Below are 16,470 nucleotides of genomic sequence, written 5' to 3' on the forward strand. Positions count from 1 at the left end.
AAAATGACAGAACAAAAACAAAAAGTAAGAAAAGAACTGAAAACAGACATGCCGTCGATCTACTCATTTGAACTAAATGAAATCAAAGACTGGTTAAAGGAACAAGGCGAAAAGCCTTTCCGTGCAACACAAATTTTCGAGTGGCTTTATGAAAAACGCGTCACATCCTTTGATGAAATGTCTAACCTTTCAAAGGAATTAAGAGAAAAATTAAAAGATCAATTCGCCATCACAACTTTAAAAACAGTGATCAAACAAACATCTCAAGATGGAACGATCAAGTTCTTATTTGAATTACACGATGGCTATACCATTGAAACCGTGCTAATGCGCCACGAATACGGCAACTCTGTCTGCGTCACAACACAGGTTGGCTGCCGGATTGGCTGTACATTCTGTGCATCTACACTTGGTGGATTGAAACGTAACCTTGAGGCGGGAGAAATTGTGGCCCAAGTATTGAAAGTACAACAGGCGCTTGATGAAACAGATGAACGCGTCAGCTCAGTTGTCATCATGGGAATTGGCGAACCGTTTGATAACTTTGATGAAATGCTTGCATTCCTTAAAATCATTAACCATGACAACGGCTTAAATATTGGAGCACGTCATATTACGGTTTCGACGAGCGGGATCATTCCAAAGATTTATCAATTTGCGGATGAGCAAATGCAAATCAACTTTGCTGTCTCCCTGCACGCACCAAATACTGAAATTCGAAGCCGCCTCATGCCAATCAATAAGGCATACAAGCTGCCAAAATTAATGGAAGCTATTGAATACTACATTCAAAAAACAGGCAGACGCGTGAGCTTTGAATACGGTCTGTTTGGCGGAGTCAATGATCAAGTTCATCATGCAGAAGAACTTGCTGATTTATTAAAAGGAATCAAATGCCATGTAAACCTCATCCCGGTGAACTATGTACCAGAAAGAGATTACGTGAGAACACCAAGAGAACAAATCTTCCTATTTGAAAAAACGCTGAAAGAACGAGGCGTAAACGTAACGATTAGACGAGAGCAAGGCCATGATATTGATGCTGCTTGCGGTCAGCTAAGAGCGAAGGAGCGTCAGGAAGAGACGAGGTGACGAATGTTGATAAGGGCAGCCTTTCAAACCGATACAGGAAAAGTCCGTCAGCATAATGAAGATGATGCAGGTATTTTTGAAGCAAAAGAAGACACACTTCTAGCTGTTGTAGCAGATGGAATGGGAGGTCATCTTGCTGGTGATGTAGCCAGCAAGATGGCAGTTTCTTCTTTAAAAGAATACTGGCAGGAAACATCTTCAATTCCAAATAAACCAGCCGATCAAGAAAATTGGTTAATCTCAAAAATTAGCGACATTAATGACCAAGTATACGAACATGCGAAAAACAATGAGGAGTGCCAAGGAATGGGGACGACCATCGTTTGTGCGCTCGTTCATTTGCAAACGGTCACAATTGCCCATATTGGTGACAGCCGCTGCTATTTGCTAAGAGAAGGCGCGCTGACCCAATTAACAGATGATCACTCACTAGTGAATGAGTTAGTGAAAACAGGAGAGATTTCAAAAGCGGATGCAGAATATCATCCAAGAAAAAATGTGCTGACCAAAGCGTTAGGAACGGATAAACACGTTCAAATTGATGCACGAACTTTTGAAGTGGATCCAGGAGATCAAATTTTGCTTTGCTCAGACGGATTATCGAATAAAGTAGAAGAAGAACATTTGATTCAGATTTTATCGCAAACAACCGCACCAGATGAAAAAGTAACAGAGTTAGTTCAAACAGCGAATGACAACGGCGGTGAAGATAACATTACAGCAGTACTGTTAGAAATCTCCTCCCAAACAGAGGAGGGTGACAGCAAGTGTTGATCGGAAAAAGGATCAGCGGCCGTTATCAAATTCTTCGCGCCATAGGCGGAGGCGGAATGGCCAACGTTTATTTGGCGGAGGATATGATTTTAGATCGCGAAGTGGCGATTAAAATTTTACGGTTTGACTTTGCAAGCGATGATGATTTTATTAGACGGTTCCGGAGAGAAGCGCAATCAGCAGCCAGCTTAGATCATCCGAATATTGTCAGTATCTACGATGTAGGAGAAGAAGATGACATTTATTATATTGTCATGGAATATGTCGAAGGGATGACGCTGAAAGAATACATACACGCCAATGGACCGCTTCATCCAAAAGAAGCCGTTCGCATTATGGAGCAAGTCGTTGCGGCGATGGAAGAAGCCCATGCGAAACAGCTCGTCCATCGAGACATTAAGCCTCACAATATATTAATAGACAACTTGGGGAATATCAAAGTCACTGATTTTGGCATTGCCATGGCACTTAGCTCAGCGACCATTACCCATACGAATTCTGTTCTTGGTTCCGTGCATTATTTGTCCCCAGAGCAAGCGCGCGGCGGTCTTGCAACGAAAAAGTCAGACATTTATTCACTTGGTATTGTTCTTTATGAGCTGATTTCAGGACGCATGCCATTTGAAGGAGAATCCGCTGTCAGTGTCGCACTGAAGCATTTGCAATCAGAGCCGCCATCTGTGAGAAGGTGGAATCCTTCTGTACCACAAAGCGTGGAGAACATCATTTTAAAAGCGATGGCCAAAGATCCATTCTATCGATACGAAGATGCATCTGAAATGCAAAAAGACTTAAAAACGACTTTTGACCCTGCAAGACTAAAAGAAAAGCGCTTTGTCATTGAAGAAGATCATGAAGCAACAAAAGCCATTCCTATTATAAAAGATCATCAAGTCGATCAAGACAATGAAAAAACAGCCGTCCACCCGGTTCAAAAACCAAAGAAAAAAGAGAAACAAAAGCCGAAGAAAAAACGGAAAAAATGGCCGTGGATTGTAGCGTCGTTCTTATTTGTTTTGACGGCTGCGACCATTTTAGCGATCACGGTCTTCCCAGGATTACTCTTTCCAAAAGACGTAGAGGTAACCGATGTTTCTGGCATGACGGTTGAAAAAGCGGAAGATACCTTGAAGAAAGCCGGATTTACCGTCGCTTCTGAACCCATTGATATTGCCGACGAGAAGATTGAAAAAGGGCTGGTTGTCAAAACAGACCCGAAAATCGGAACAAAGGTAAAAGAAGGGACAGAAATTCAGCTTTATCAAAGTACAGGTAAAGAAAAAACCGAATTACCTGATGTAACAGGTGAAAAGGTCGAGAAAGCAAAAGAACTATTAGAGAAAAAAGGGTTTAAACAGGTTGTTGTAGAGGAAGTGAATGATAATGACACAGAATCAGGCATTGTCATGGAACAGAAACCTTCCGCAAATACAGAACTTGTCGCAGCAGATGAAGAAGTCACATTGACCGTCAGTATAGGCCCTGCCGATATTACCTTACGGGATTTAACGACGTATAGTAAACAGGCCGCATCAAATTATCTAGAGGATAATGGACTAAAGCTAGATGAAAAAGAAGCATATTCTGACGATGTGCCAAAAGGTGAGGTCATGAAGCAGGAACCGGGAGCGGGGACAGCTGTTAAACCTGGTGATACGGTTAAAATTACGTTCTCTCTTGGCCCAAAAGAGAAACCGGCTAAAACGGTGACTGAAAAGATTGCGATCCCCTATGAACCAGAAACAGAAGGACAAGAAATGAATGTTCAAATATCTATTGATGACGCAGAACATAGCATTTCTGATTTATATGAAACCTTTAAAATCACTGCGCCTACTGAGCGAACGATTAAATTTAAGATAGAACCTGGTCAAAAAGGATACTATCAGGTGACAGTGGATGATAAAGTAGTAAGCTCCAAAACGATTGAATACCCTGATGATGAATAAAGGAGGGACTTTATGCCTGAGGGCAAAATTATTAAAGCATTAAGCGGATTTTATTATGTGCTGGATGAGTCTCTAGAAAGTGGCAAAGTAATTCAGTGTAGAGCAAGAGGGATTTTTCGTAAAAACAAAATAACCCCTCTTGTTGGAGATTATGTCGTCTATCAAGCAGATAACGATAAGGAAGGCTATTTGCTGGAAGTAAAAGAGCGGACCAATGAACTGATTCGGCCGCCTATTAGCAACGTTGATCAAGCGGTGCTCGTTTTCTCAGCAGCGGAGCCGACCTTTAGTACATCGCTTTTAGACAGATTCCTAGTGCTTGTTGAAGAGAGCCAGATTGAACCGATTATCTGCATCACAAAAATGGACTTGCTGAAAACAGACCAAGAGCGAGAAACGATTCAAGCCTATGCAGAAGACTATCGCCAAATTGGATACGACGTTCATTTAACATCGACGATCGAAGGGGATGGAATTGAAAAGCTGACCCCGCATTTCCATCACAAGATTACTGTATTTGCAGGTCAATCAGGTGTAGGCAAGTCTTCTCTCTTAAATGCGATGAGTCCTGATTTAGCACTGAAAACAAATGATATTTCCTCCCATCTTGGCAGGGGGAAACATACAACAAGACATGTGGAACTCATTCGAACGGCTGAAGGGCTCATTGCCGATACACCAGGATTTAGCTCGCTTGAATTTACAGGTATCGAAGCGGAAGATTTAGGGCTCTATTTCTTAGAAATTAGAGAGAAGAGTGCAGAATGTAAATTCAGGGGCTGTTTGCACGTAAAAGAGCCTGGATGTGCGGTAAAAGAGGCAGTAGAAGACGATCGCATCAGAGAGTATCGCTATCAGCATTATTTAGAGTTTTTAACTGAAATTAAAGACAGAAAGCCGAGGTACTAAATCATGGTTTATATTGCCCCATCCATTTTATCAGCCGATTTTGCCAATCTGGAGAAAGATATCCGTGATGTGGAACAAGGCGGTGCAGATTACATTCATATTGATGTCATGGATGGTCATTTTGTACCGAATATGACATTTGGACCAAATGTAGTGGAGGCGATCAGGCCGCATACAAAGTTGCCGCTCGATGTTCACTTAATGATTGAGCAGCCAGACCAGTATATCCCTGCATTTGCAAAAGCGGGCGCTGATATTATTTCTGTTCATGTCGAGGCGTGTCCACACTTACATCGCACGATTCAGCATATAAAAGAACAAGGTGTCAAAGCAGGGGTCGTTTTAAACCCGCACACACCCGTTTCTCAAATTGCGCATGTATTAGAGGATGTTGACCTAGTCTTATTCATGACGGTGAACCCTGGTTTTGGCGGACAGGCGTTTATTCCTTCTGTTCTCTCAAAGGTAAAAGAAGTAAAGACACTTAGTGAACAAAAAGGCTTAACTGATTTACTCATTGAAATAGATGGCGGTGTCAATGTAGAGACAGCAAAGAGCTGCAAAGAAGCAGGCGCTAATCTACTTGTTGCCGGCTCAGCGGTATATGGGAACGATGACCGCGCGGCGGCCATTCAGGCCATTCGAGAAGCATAAGAAAAAGAACCAAAGTCATTGTGATCTTTGGTTCTTTTTCAATGGAGAGGAGCGTAATCATGCACATACATATCGTAGCCGGCGGTCCTTTTGCGTACATCCCGCCGCTTGATCATGAAGCATCTGAGGAGGACATTCTCTGGGTCGGCGTAGATCGGGGAACCCTTTTCTTACTAGAGCATGGCATTGTACCTGACAGAGCATTTGGTGATTTTGATAGTGTGACAGAAGAAGAGCTTCATGAGCTGAAAAAGAAATTGCCTGCACTCAATCTATTTCAGGCAGAGAAAGATGAAACGGATTTAGAACTTGCGCTGAACTGGTCTTTGCGTCAGAATCCAGCACATATTCAAATTTACGGCATCACAGGCGGAAGAGCAGATCATTTTCTTGGGAATATCCATCTCCTTTACAAAGGCATTCAGCACAAACAGAGCATGACCCTTGTAGATAAACAAAATATCATTCAAATGTTTGGACCTGGTACATACGAAATCAAACAAGACCCGGATAAAAAATATGTGTCGTTTTTGCCCTTCGGTACATCGGTTGAAAAGCTGACATTAAAAGGTTTCAAATATCCTCTGAAAAATTGTCATATTGAGCCTGGTTCCACACTATGTATTAGTAACGAACTCATCCACTCAAATGGTACTTTTTCTTTTCATGAAGGCATATTAATAATGGTAAGAAGCAAAGATTGACCAACCTATCAATGTGGATGGCTGATTAAGCTCAATTGTGCTGCAAGCGGTACTTTTAGGAGGGGGACAAAATGAAATTTTATACAATCAAACTGCCTAGATTTCTTGGCGGCATTGTCCGTGCGATGCTTGGTTCATTTAAGAAAGATTAATGAGTAATCTCCTTTATTTCCACATAAAAACGCCTGCTACAGTTAAATGTAGCAGGCGTTTACTCTTGCTTATACACGCTCAACTTTACCAGATTTCAAAGCTCGAGCTGATACATATACTCTTTTAGGCTTACCGTCCACTAGAATACGAACTTTTTGAAGGTTCGCGCCCCATGTACGTTTTGTAGAGTTCATTGCGTGAGAACGGTTGTTCCCAGCTTTTGTTTTTCTGCCTGTAATAACGCATTTACGTGCCATTTGTTTCCCTCCTAACTGCGAAAACATCATCATATTCTTCATATACGTACTTAGAGATGCCTCAAGATACTTTAATAATTTACCACAGCTTCAAGGGGTTTGCAAGGATTGTTTGCTCCTCTTTCAAGAAAAATACCTTGACATCTTGATAAAAAATCAAGGCTATAGTATAAGTAGGATTGGGTCGGATTGAATGATTTCTTTTAAAAAGAAGGGTCTTATAGTAAAATAGTGATAACTCAGGGCAATTTCTCAAAAAGGGGGAACCAATGTGTCCATTGAACTTAGAACGAAATACGGACAAATTGATATATCAAATGAAGTCATTGCAATGGTGGCAGGAGGCGCTGCGATCGATTGCTATGGTATTGTTGGCATGGCGTCCAAAAATCAAATAAAGGACGGCTTGACGGATATTCTCCGCAAAGAGAACTTCAGCCGGGGTGTTCTTGTGCGTCAAAAAGAAGATCGCATTCATATTGATATGTACATCATCGTCAGCTACGGTACAAAAATATCAGAAGTCGCACATAATGTTCAAACGAAAGTCAAATATACGATTCATCACACGATTGGACTTTCAGTTGACTCAGTCAACATTTATGTACAAGGAGTAAAAGTTACGAACCCGTAGTAAGGAGGAAATATATTGTCTATTAGAAATCTGGGTGGCCGCTCATTTGCAAAAATGATTCTTGCAGGTGCTCACCATCTTTCTCAAAACGCACAAATTGTTGATGCGTTAAATGTTTTTCCAGTGCCAGACGGAGACACGGGGACAAATATGAATTTGTCAATGACTTCAGGGGCAAAAGCAGTTGAAGAAACAAATACCGATCACATTGGTAAGGTCGGGGTGGCTCTGTCAAAAGGGCTGTTAATGGGGGCAAGAGGAAACTCAGGTGTGATCCTGTCTCAGCTCTTCAGAGGTTTTAGCAAAAATATAGAACAAAAAGAAACAATTGACGCAAAAGAATTTGCGCTTGCCTTGCAGGCTGGTGTTGATACAGCATATAAAGCCGTCATGAAACCGATTGAAGGAACCATCTTAACGGTTGCAAAAGACGCAGCAAAGAAAGCGGTTGCTGTTTCAGCAACAGAAGACCAAATCGATCGTGTGCTTGAATTAACGATTGAGGAAGCAAGAGCATCACTTGACCGCACACCAGATCTCCTTCCTGTTTTAAAAGAAGTCGGCGTTGTAGATAGCGGCGGTAAAGGACTTCTTTGTGTATATGAAGGTTTCCTTGCTTCATTAAGAGGAGAAGAGCTTCCTCCTAAAACGGCCTCTTTGCCAACATTAAAAGAATTAGTGAGTGCAGAGCATCATAAAAGTGCACAAAGCCATATGAACACAGAAGATATTGAATTTGGCTATTGTACAGAATTTATGGTGAAATTTGAAGAAGACAAACAGTCCTTTGACGAAAATGCCTTCAGAGAAGAATTAAGCGAATTCGGAGATTCACTTCTTGTGGTATCTGATGATACGCTTGCAAAAGTTCATATTCATGCAGAGCAGCCAGGAGATGTCTTATCATATGCACAGCGCTACGGCAGCTTAATTAATATGAAAATTGAAAACATGAGAGAGCAGCATAGCTCGATCGTCAATGAAGAAAAAGATCACTCGCCTGCTGCACCAAAAGCAACAGCTGCTGAAAAACAGCGTTTTGGAGTAGTGAGTGTCGCAATGGGAGAAGGGATTGCTGACTTGTTTAAAAGTATCGGAGCATCCGTCGTCATTGAAGGCGGACAGACAATGAATCCGAGCACAGAAGACATTGTCAAAGCAATTGATAGCATTCATGCCGAAACCGTCTTTATCTTACCTAATAATTCTAATATTGTCATGGCAGCTAAACAGGCGGCAACTGTCTCAAGTCGTGAGGTCGTTGTTATTCCGACAAAGACCGTTCCTCAAGGAATGTCGGCACTTCTTTCTCTAAATGAAGCAGCTTCAAATGAAGACAATGAAGCAGTGATGTTAGAAGCGATTGATCATGTGAAAAGCGGCCAAATTACCTTTGCAGTGAGAGATACTCAAATTGATGGGATCGACATTGCCAAAGGCGATTATATGGGCCTATACAATGGAAAAATCACCTTAACAGCTAAAAATCAATTAGATGCAGCAAAAGAGCTTTTGACCCAAATGGTGACAGAAGATGATGAGATTGTCACAATCATCAAAGGGGAAGATGCATCATCTGATGAGATGGAAGCTTTAGAAGCATATATTGAAGAAACATTTGAAGATGTAGAAGTTGAAGTCCACGATGGAAAACAGCCGCTTTATTCATATATTTTGGCTGTTGAATAAAGAAAGAAGGGCACATGAAGCCCTTCTTCTTCTTTTGCATTTTTTTACTATGTGTTCATCGGTGAAATGAGTTGCGGGAATCGAATGAATCCATTAGTCTAAAGGGAGTAACAAACCAATCTGTGATTGGTGATGAGAGGGGAAGACCTATGAAATTTAGAAGTGTGTTTGATATTATTGGACCCGTCATGATTGGTCCATCCAGTTCGCACACGGCGGGTGCGGCTCGTATTGGAAGAGTGGCTCGCAGCTTGTTCGGAAGAGAACCGAAACGAATTATTGTATCGTTTTATGGCTCTTTTAAAGATACGTATAAAGGACACGGGACAGATGTAGCCATTATCGGCGGTGTTCTTGACTTTGATACATTTGATGAACGAATTAAAACAGCGATCGATATTGCAAAAAGCAAAGAAATCGACATTGAGTTTAAAGAAGAAGATGCGGTACCAGCGCATCCGAATACAGCAAAAGTAGAAATTTCAGATGCGAATGGAAGCCTTGAATTAATCGGGATTTCCATTGGCGGAGGTAAAATTGAAATCACAGAATTAAATGGCTTTGAACTGAGACTCTCAGGGAATCACCCGGCCATTCTTGTGGTTCATAACGACCGCTACGGGACGATTGCAGCAGTTGCCAATGTGTTAGCGAAATTCGCCATTAACATTGGTCATATGGAAGTGGCACGTAAAGAGGTCGGGCAAGAAGCACTCATGACGATTGAAGTGGATCAGAATATTGATCCAGCGGTTTTAACAGAGCTTGAGACGCTGCCAAACATTATTCAAGTCACACAAATTGCAGAGTAACAACAAGGAGGTTATGTATGATGTTTAAAAACGTCAAAGAACTCGTGCAGCTAACAGAAGAACGGAATACCTCCATTTCAGAAATTATGATTACTCAAGAAATGGAAGTGACAGGGAAGTCACGTGAAGACATTTTCTCGCAGATGTACCGCAACCTAGAAGTGATGGAACAGGCCGTTGAAAACGGACTGAAAGGTGTGAAATCATTATCTGGTTTAACAGGCGGGGATGCGGTGAAACTTCAAGCATATATCGCATCAGGCAAAACATTGTCTGGTCATACCATTTTAGATGCTGTCAGTAAGGCAGTGGCAACAAATGAAGTGAACGCAGCAATGGGAACGATCTGTGCAACGCCTACAGCTGGCTCAGCAGGTGTTGTGCCAGGAACGCTCTTTGCGGTGAAAGAAACATTAAAGCCAACAAAGGAACAAATGGTCAGATTCCTATTTACATCTGGTGCATTTGGTTTTGTTGTCGCCAATAACGCAAGTATCTCTGGTGCAGCAGGCGGCTGTCAGGCAGAAGTAGGATCTGCATCAGGTATGGCAGCAGCAGCCATTGTAGAAATGGCAGGCGGTACGCCGCAGCAATCCGCTGAAGCCATGGCCATCACCCTAAAAAATATGCTGGGTCTTGTTTGCGATCCAGTCGCAGGACTTGTGGAAGTGCCATGTGTGAAACGAAACGCAATGGGCGCTTCTAATGCGATGATTGCAGCAGATATGGCACTTGCCGGCATTACAAGCCGCATCCCTTGTGATGAAGTCATTGATGCGATGTACAAAATTGGTCAAACGATGCCAACCGCTCTTCGTGAGACCGCACAAGGCGGACTTGCTGCAACACCGACAGCAAGGGAGCTTGAAAAGAAGATTTTCGGAGGTGTGACCTCATCTCGTGATACAGAAATTGCAAGATAAGATCTCTGCCTTGAAAGGGATTGGAGAAGAAACAGAAAAAACCCTAAATGAACTTGGAATCTACACAGTAGCCGATTTACTCGGCTACTTCCCTTATCGATATGACGACTATGAGCTTCGTAACTTAGAAGAAGTCAGGCATGACGAACGTGTCACAGTTGAAGGAAAAGTGCACAGTGAGCCCGTTCTCACCTATTATGGAAAAAAACGAAGCAGGCTGACATTCAGGCTGCTTGTCGGTCGTTTTTTGATTACAGCCATATGCTTCAATCGCCCTTATTTAAAACGAAGTCTTGTTTTAGGCGATACGGTATCCGTCACAGGGAAATGGGATAAAAACCGGCAATCCATTATGGTTCAGGAATTTAAAAAAGGAACACACGAACAAGATGGCAGTATAGAACCTGTTTATTCGGTCAAAGAAAATGTAACCGTGAAAATGATGAGGCGTTTTGTGAAACAAGCGTTGTCACTCTATGTAGACCATGCAGAAGATCCACTGCCAAAACAGCTTGTAGCTGCTTATAAACTCATGTCTTATCAAGAAGCACTAAAAACCATTCATCTCCCTGAAACGAGAGACTCGCTCAAGCAAGCAAGACGACGCTTCGTGTACGAGGAATTTCTCATCTTCCAGCTGAAGATGCAGGCGATCAGAAAAAAAGAACGAGAAAAAACATCAGGCATCCAGCATCCGTTCTCAAAAGAGGCGGTCTTTGAGTTTGTTCATAGCCTGCCGTTCCCGCTGACAAAAGCACAATCAAGAGTGCTGGATGAAATTATGTCAGATATGGCATCCCCGTACCGAATGAACCGGCTTCTTCAAGGGGATGTTGGATCGGGGAAAACAGCTGTAGCGGCAATTGCCCTTTATGCCGCTCATTTATCCGGCTTTCAAGGTGCGCTGATGGTGCCAACTGAAATTTTGGCTGAACAGCATGCCGATTCACTGTATCAGTTATTTGAAAAATGGGGGCTAAATATTGCTCTTTTGACGAGTTCAGTGAAAGGAAAGCGCCGCAGAGAACTGCTTGAACGTCTGAAAGAGGGAGATATTGATATTTTAGTCGGCACGCATGCCCTTATCCAGGACGAAGTGGAATTTCAGCAGCTTGGTCTTGTTATTACAGATGAACAGCACAGGTTCGGCGTGGAACAGCGGAAAAAACTCCGAAGCAAAGGGCAGGACCCAGATGTTTTGTTTATGACCGCAACGCCGATTCCGAGAACGCTTGCCATCACAGTATTTGGAGAAATGGACGTCTCTGTCATTGATGAGCTGCCAGCCGGCCGAAAGCAGATTGAAACGTACTGGGTGAAGCATGACATGCTTGAGCGGATTCTTGCTTTTGTTGATAAAGAGCTCAGAAAAGGCAGACAAGCGTATATTATTTGTCCACTTATAGAAGAATCAGACAAACTGGATGTCCAAAATGCGATTGATGTTCACAGCATGCTGACAGAGGCGTATCGCGGAAAATGGTCGATCGGCTTAATGCACGGGAAACTCGCAAGTGATGAAAAAGATCAAGTGATGAGAGATTTCACTTCCAATGAAGTGCAAATCCTTGTGTCAACGACAGTTGTTGAAGTTGGAGTCAACGTGCCAAATGCGACCATTATGGTCATTTATGATGCGGACCGTTTTGGACTGTCACAGCTTCATCAGTTAAGAGGCCGGGTCGGACGCGGAGAGCATCAATCTTTTTGTATTTTAATGGCGGACCCTAAATCAGAGACCGGTAAAGAGCGCATGCGGATCATGTCTGAAACAACGGATGGCTTTGAACTGTCTGAAAAGGACTTAGAACTAAGAGGCCCTGGCGACTTCTTTGGCAAGAAACAAAGCGGAATGCCTGAATTTAAAGTGGCAGATATGGTTCATGACTATAGAGCGCTTGAAACCGCTAGAAAAGATGCGGCAGAGCTCGTGCAGTCTGAAGCCTTTTGGACAGACCCTGAATACAAAGAACTTAGGAAAACACTCGTAGACAGCGGTGTGCTTGGCGGAGATAAATTGAGCTGATCAAGTGCTGGAGGAATTTTCTTGTCTTTTTGAAACAAGGATTGATTTATCATCTATGAGATTATATACTACTATTAGTACCTAGTCATAAATGTACGGATGGTGTCTGCATATGAAACTAAATAAAAAAGAACGACAAAGGCTTCTCCAGCAAACGATCAGCTCGACTCCGTTCATTACTGATGAAGAATTGGCAAGTAAGTTCGGTGTAAGCATTCAAACAGTTCGTCTTGACCGTTTGGAGCTGTCAATCCCTGAATTACGCGAACGAATTAAGCACGTGGCCGAAAAGACATTAGAGGATGAAGTGAAGTCTCTTCCGCTGGATGAAGTTATTGGAGAAATGATTGATGTAGAGCTTGATGATCAAGCGATTTCCATTTTTGAAGTAAGAAAAGAGCATGTATTCAGCCGTAACCAAATTGCCAGGGGACATCATCTTTTTGCCCAGGCAAATTCGCTGGCAGTAGCCGTCATCGACGATGAACTGGCTTTGACAGCAAAAGCAAATATTAAGTTTACAAGGCAGGTCAAACAAGGCGAAAGAGTCGTCTCAAAAGCCAAAGTTGCCTCACATGATAAAGAAAAAGGCAGAACGGTAGTTGAAGTAAACAGCTATGTAGGTGAGGAAGTTGTCTTCTCAGGCGATTTCGTCATGTATCGCTCAAAACAAAAGTAAAAGGTGGCACATAACATGAGAATTGCAGTCGATGCAATGGGGGGAGATCATGCCCCTAAAGCCATTATTGACGGTGTGCAAAAAAGCTTAGAAGCATTTTCAGATATCGAGATTACACTAGTCGGCGATGAAAGCAAGATCAAATCATACATAACAAATCATGAACGCCTCACGATCTTAGATGCAAAAGAAGTCATTGAACCAACGGATGAACCAGTGCGTGCAGTGAGACGTAAAAAGGATTCTTCTATGGTGAAAATGGCGCAGGAAGTTTCAGAAGGAAGAGCAGATGCCTGTATTTCAGCTGGAAATACTGGGGCACTCATGACAGCAGGCCTATTTATCGTAGGCAGAATTGATGGCATTGACAGACCAGCACTTGCTCCGACGTTGCCAACACTTGATGGCAGCGGGTTCTTATTATTGGATGTCGGCGCAAACGTTGATGCAAAGCCAGAGCATCTTGTGCAATATGCCATGATGGGATCTATTTACGCAGAGCATGTCTTCCCGAAGAGCAATCCACGCGTTGGACTTTTAAATGTCGGGACAGAAGATAAAAAAGGCAACGATTTAACGAAAAAAACCTTTGAATTATTAAAAGCATCAGATTTGAATTTCGTAGGAAATGTAGAATCGCGTGATTTATTAGAGGGTGTAGCTGATGTCGTTGTCACAGATGGTTTCACGGGGAATATCGCCCTTAAAACGATCGAAGGCACAGCCCTTTCTGTTTTTAAAATGCTGAAAGAAACCTTAACATCCAGCTTCACAGCTAAAATAGCAGCAGGTATGATGAAGCCAAAATTAATGCAGATGAAATCTAAAATGGATTACTCCGAATATGGTGGTGCCGCATTATTTGGTTTGAAAGCACCCGTTATTAAAGCGCATGGTTCCTCTGATGAAAATGCGATTTTTCATGCCATTCGTCAGGCGCGCGACATCGTTAAAAAAGACGTTTCAGCTATCATTCATCAAGAAGTTCAAAAAGAAGACACGAATGAGTCGTAATGGAGGTAGAGCAGCATGAGTAAAATTGCTTTTTTATTCCCAGGCCAAGGCTCTCAAAAAATTGGCATGGGAAAAGATTTATTTGACCAAGAAGCAGCATCTAAAGCTGTGTTTGAAGAAGCAGATCAGACCCTTGGTTTTGATTTATCTTCAATGATTTTTGAAGGAGATGCAGAAGAACTGACGCTGACATATAATGCACAGCCAGCTCTTTTAACGACAAGCATCGCGATCTTAAAGAAATTTGAAGAGAGCGGAATCAAAGCAGATTATGCAGCAGGGCACAGCCTGGGTGAATATACAGCCCTTGTTGCAGCGGGAGCTCTTTCGTTTAAAGATGCCGTTTTCGCAGTGAGAAAGCGCGGCGAATTAATGAATGAAGCCGTTCCAGCAGGAGAAGGCGCAATGGCGGCGATTCTTGGCTTAGAGCAAGCAGCACTTGTAGAAGTGACAAAAGAAGTGACAGAAAGCGGTCATCTTGTAGAACTTGCGAACTTAAACTGTCCGGGCCAAATCGTCATCTCTGGTACAGCAAAAGGTGTGGAACTTGCATCAGAGAAAGCGAAAGAAAAGGGCGCAAAACGTGCAATTCCACTTGAAGTGAGTGGACCTTTCCATTCTGCATTAATGAAACCAGCAGCTGAAAAATTCACAGATGTATTATCTAAATTAGACATTTCTGATGCCGCGACGCCAGTGATTTCAAACGTAACAGCAGACATCGTGACATCACGTAATGAAATTGAAACGAAGCTGATTGAACAATTGTATTCTCCTGTTCGATTTGAAGAAAGTGTAGAACGCTTGATTGACTTAGGCGTGACAACATTTATTGAAATTGGTCCTGGTAAAGTGCTCTCAGGTCTTGTGAAAAAAGTCAATCGCCGCCTGACGACCATTTCCGTATCAGATCAAGCAACAATTGAAGCAGCCATTCAAACACTCAAGGGGGATTCTTGATGCTTACAAATAAAACAGCCGTTGTCACAGGTGCATCACGCGGTATTGGCCGTTCGATTGCGATCGATTTGGCGAAAAAAGGTGCCAATGTTGTGGTGAACTATTCAGGCAACGAAGCAAAAGCAAATGAAGTCGTCGATGAGATCAAAGCACTTGGCCAGCAGGCTTTTGCTGTCAAAGCGGATGTGTCAAATGCAGAAGAAGTACAGGCATTAATGAAACAAGCCGTTGATACATTTGGTTCAATCGACATTCTTGTGAATAATGCTGGAATTACAAAGGACAACCTGCTCATGAGAATGAAAGAAAATGAATGGGATGATGTCATTAACATAAACTTAAAAGGTGTCTTCAACTGTACAAAAGCTGTGACACGTCAAATGATGAAACAGCGCAGCGGAAGAATCATCAATGTAGCATCTGTTGTCGGCGTTTGCGGAAACCCTGGACAAGCAAACTATGTTGCAGCAAAAGCAGGTGTGATCGGTTTAACGAAAACAACAGCGAAAGAGCTGGCCAGTCGTCATATTACAGTCAATGCCGTAGCACCAGGCTTTATTTCTACTGATATGACTGACAAGCTTGATGAGAATGTTCAAACAGAAATGCTGAAGCAAATCCCGCTCGCACGCTTTGGTGCGCCTGAAGATATAAGCAACGTTGTTGTCTTTTTAGCTTCAGAAGGAGCAGGTTATATTACAGGCCAAACCATCCAAGTAGATGGCGGAATGGTTATGTCCTAAGAAATATCAAAATTTCGTTACGTTTTCTCTAGTTTTTTAAAAACGAATCAACTATAATACTTTGAGGGGAGGTGAAAGGCAATGGCAGACGTATTAGAGCGTGTATCAAAAATTATTGTAGACCGCCTTGGCGTTGATGAGGCTGACGTGAAAATGGAAGCTTCATTTAAAGAAGATTTAGGCGCTGATTCCCTTGATGTAGTTGAGCTAGTTATGGAACTTGAAGATGAGTTCGATATGGAAATTTCTGACGAAGATGCTGAAAAAATTGCAACAGTCGGTGACGCTGTGAACTACATAAATAGCCAGCAATAAGCGTAACAAAGTCCCGTCTATTTTCATGGCGGGACTTTGAAAATTTATGTTAGTTTCAACATATTCAGCTGATCAATTGTCAGCCTTTTTCAGATGCTAAGGAGCACGGTTTCCTTGCATGTAGAAAGAGAGACTCCATATAATCAGTATCCTTAAAGGCGATGACGCCTACCTGGAGGTTGC

At 42.5% G+C, this 16,470-nt stretch carries 18 protein-coding genes; 17 read left to right on the forward strand and 1 reads right to left on the reverse strand.

The features are described 5' to 3' along the window. The first annotated feature begins 3 nt into the window (after nt 1-3). The 7 genes from rlmN to spoVM all read left to right on the forward strand — a co-directional run bounded on the left by rlmN (nt 4) and on the right by spoVM (nt 6,234). Complete coding sequence (gene rlmN, locus NSQ17_RS07860; RefSeq protein WP_024720337.1) at nt 4-1,092, forward strand: 23S rRNA (adenine(2503)-C(2))-methyltransferase RlmN; 1,089 nt, start codon at nt 4-6, stop codon at nt 1,090-1,092. Between the two features lie 3 nt (nt 1,093-1,095). Further along, the gene (locus NSQ17_RS07865) at nt 1,096-1,866 is read left to right on the forward strand and encodes a Stp1/IreP family PP2C-type Ser/Thr phosphatase (protein ID WP_034647887.1); all 771 of its coding nucleotides are present in this window, start codon (nt 1,096-1,098) and stop codon (nt 1,864-1,866) included. Then, a complete protein-coding gene (pknB, locus tag NSQ17_RS07870) occupies nt 1,860-3,815 on the forward strand; it encodes a Stk1 family PASTA domain-containing Ser/Thr kinase (RefSeq protein WP_135008918.1) in 1,956 nt (651 codons plus the stop codon). The genes NSQ17_RS07865 and pknB overlap by 7 nt, the downstream gene beginning before the upstream one ends. A 12-nt stretch (nt 3,816-3,827) precedes the next feature. Continuing rightward, a complete protein-coding gene (gene rsgA, locus NSQ17_RS07875) occupies nt 3,828-4,724 on the forward strand; it encodes a ribosome small subunit-dependent GTPase A (RefSeq protein ID WP_327859488.1) in 897 nt (298 codons plus the stop codon). Between the two features lie 3 nt (nt 4,725-4,727). Continuing rightward, nucleotides 4,728-5,378, forward strand: a complete 651-nt coding sequence (gene rpe, locus NSQ17_RS07880) for a ribulose-phosphate 3-epimerase (protein WP_342467998.1) — start codon at nt 4,728-4,730, stop codon at nt 5,376-5,378. A gap of 59 nt (nt 5,379-5,437) precedes the next feature. Beyond that, entirely contained in the window at nt 5,438-6,082 is a 645-nt protein-coding gene (locus tag NSQ17_RS07885) for a thiamine diphosphokinase (protein ID WP_017367227.1), read from the forward strand. Nucleotides 6,083-6,153: 71 nt separating this feature from the next. After that, nucleotides 6,154-6,234, forward strand: a complete 81-nt coding sequence (gene spoVM, locus NSQ17_RS07890; protein ID WP_008354550.1) for a stage V sporulation protein SpoVM — start codon at nt 6,154-6,156, stop codon at nt 6,232-6,234. A 69-nt stretch (nt 6,235-6,303) separates the two neighbouring features. Here spoVM and rpmB read toward each other — a convergent pair whose 3' ends face one another. Then, nucleotides 6,304-6,492: a 50S ribosomal protein L28 gene (rpmB, locus tag NSQ17_RS07895; protein WP_003212514.1), complete on the reverse strand. Its 189-nt coding sequence runs from the start codon at nt 6,490-6,492 to the stop codon at nt 6,304-6,306. 271 nt (nt 6,493-6,763) lie between these two features. Here rpmB and NSQ17_RS07900 point away from each other — a divergent pair, with 271 nt between their 5' ends. The 10 genes from NSQ17_RS07900 to acpP all read left to right on the forward strand — a co-directional run bounded on the left by NSQ17_RS07900 (nt 6,764) and on the right by acpP (nt 16,287). Continuing rightward, nucleotides 6,764-7,126, forward strand: a complete 363-nt coding sequence (locus tag NSQ17_RS07900) for an Asp23/Gls24 family envelope stress response protein (RefSeq protein WP_008344871.1) — start codon at nt 6,764-6,766, stop codon at nt 7,124-7,126. A 15-nt stretch (nt 7,127-7,141) separates the two neighbouring features. Further along, nucleotides 7,142-8,815 (forward strand): DAK2 domain-containing protein, encoded by a 1,674-nt coding sequence (locus tag NSQ17_RS07905; RefSeq protein ID WP_342467999.1) that lies wholly within the window; start codon nt 7,142-7,144, stop codon nt 8,813-8,815. 149 nt (nt 8,816-8,964) lie between these two features. Further along, a complete protein-coding gene (gene sdaAB, locus NSQ17_RS07910) occupies nt 8,965-9,627 on the forward strand; it encodes an L-serine ammonia-lyase, iron-sulfur-dependent subunit beta (protein ID WP_100324970.1) in 663 nt (220 codons plus the stop codon). Nucleotides 9,628-9,647: 20 nt separating this feature from the next. After that, on the forward strand, nt 9,648-10,550 hold the full coding sequence (gene sdaAA / locus NSQ17_RS07915; protein WP_024720342.1) for an L-serine ammonia-lyase, iron-sulfur-dependent, subunit alpha: 903 nt from the start codon (nt 9,648-9,650) through the stop codon (nt 10,548-10,550). Continuing rightward, complete coding sequence (gene recG / locus NSQ17_RS07920) at nt 10,528-12,576, forward strand: ATP-dependent DNA helicase RecG (protein ID WP_268357774.1); 2,049 nt, start codon at nt 10,528-10,530, stop codon at nt 12,574-12,576. The genes sdaAA and recG overlap by 23 nt, the downstream gene beginning before the upstream one ends. 112 nt (nt 12,577-12,688) lie before the next feature. Then, nucleotides 12,689-13,255, forward strand: a complete 567-nt coding sequence (gene fapR, locus NSQ17_RS07925) for a transcription factor FapR (RefSeq protein WP_008344859.1) — start codon at nt 12,689-12,691, stop codon at nt 13,253-13,255. Between the two features lie 15 nt (nt 13,256-13,270). Further along, nucleotides 13,271-14,269: a phosphate acyltransferase PlsX gene (gene plsX, locus NSQ17_RS07930; RefSeq protein WP_342468000.1), complete on the forward strand. Its 999-nt coding sequence runs from the start codon at nt 13,271-13,273 to the stop codon at nt 14,267-14,269. A 15-nt stretch (nt 14,270-14,284) separates the two neighbouring features. Continuing rightward, entirely contained in the window at nt 14,285-15,229 is a 945-nt protein-coding gene (gene fabD, locus NSQ17_RS07935; RefSeq protein ID WP_135008916.1) for an ACP S-malonyltransferase, read from the forward strand. After that, nucleotides 15,229-15,972, forward strand: coding sequence for a 3-oxoacyl-[acyl-carrier-protein] reductase (gene fabG / locus NSQ17_RS07940; protein WP_008344855.1), 744 nt, complete (start codon nt 15,229-15,231; stop codon nt 15,970-15,972). Before fabD ends, fabG begins: the two co-directional genes overlap by 1 nt. A gap of 81 nt (nt 15,973-16,053) precedes the next feature. After that, nucleotides 16,054-16,287 carry an acyl carrier protein gene (gene acpP / locus NSQ17_RS07945; RefSeq protein ID WP_003212028.1) on the forward strand — a complete coding sequence of 78 codons (234 nt, stop codon included), beginning with the start codon at nt 16,054-16,056 and terminating at the stop codon, nt 16,285-16,287. The last annotated feature ends 183 nt before the right edge of the window (nt 16,288-16,470 follow it).

It is taken from the genome of Bacillus sp. FSL W8-0629 (assembly GCF_038593225.1).
Taxonomy (GTDB): domain Bacteria; phylum Bacillota; class Bacilli; order Bacillales; family Bacillaceae; genus Bacillus; species Bacillus altitudinis.

Coding starts and splice junctions, on each gene's coding strand:
- rlmN (WP_024720337.1), top strand. CDS start 4: ATGACAGAACAAAAACAAAAAGTAAGAAAAGAACTGAAAACAGACATG.
- NSQ17_RS07865 (WP_034647887.1), top strand. CDS start 1,096: ATGTTGATAAGGGCAGCCTTTCAAACCGATACAGGAAAAGTCCGTCAG.
- rsgA (WP_327859488.1), top strand. CDS start 3,828: ATGCCTGAGGGCAAAATTATTAAAGCATTAAGCGGATTTTATTATGTG.
- rpe (WP_342467998.1), top strand. CDS start 4,728: ATGGTTTATATTGCCCCATCCATTTTATCAGCCGATTTTGCCAATCTG.
- NSQ17_RS07885 (WP_017367227.1), top strand. CDS start 5,438: ATGCACATACATATCGTAGCCGGCGGTCCTTTTGCGTACATCCCGCCG.
- spoVM (WP_008354550.1), top strand. CDS start 6,154: ATGAAATTTTATACAATCAAACTGCCTAGATTTCTTGGCGGCATTGTC.
- rpmB (WP_003212514.1), bottom strand. CDS start 6,492: ATGGCACGTAAATGCGTTATTACAGGCAGAAAAACAAAAGCTGGGAAC.
- sdaAB (WP_100324970.1), top strand. CDS start 8,965: ATGAAATTTAGAAGTGTGTTTGATATTATTGGACCCGTCATGATTGGT.
- sdaAA (WP_024720342.1), top strand. CDS start 9,648: ATGTTTAAAAACGTCAAAGAACTCGTGCAGCTAACAGAAGAACGGAAT.
- fapR (WP_008344859.1), top strand. CDS start 12,689: ATGAAACTAAATAAAAAAGAACGACAAAGGCTTCTCCAGCAAACGATC.
- plsX (WP_342468000.1), top strand. CDS start 13,271: ATGAGAATTGCAGTCGATGCAATGGGGGGAGATCATGCCCCTAAAGCC.
- fabD (WP_135008916.1), top strand. CDS start 14,285: ATGAGTAAAATTGCTTTTTTATTCCCAGGCCAAGGCTCTCAAAAAATT.
- fabG (WP_008344855.1), top strand. CDS start 15,229: ATGCTTACAAATAAAACAGCCGTTGTCACAGGTGCATCACGCGGTATT.
- acpP (WP_003212028.1), top strand. CDS start 16,054: ATGGCAGACGTATTAGAGCGTGTATCAAAAATTATTGTAGACCGCCTT.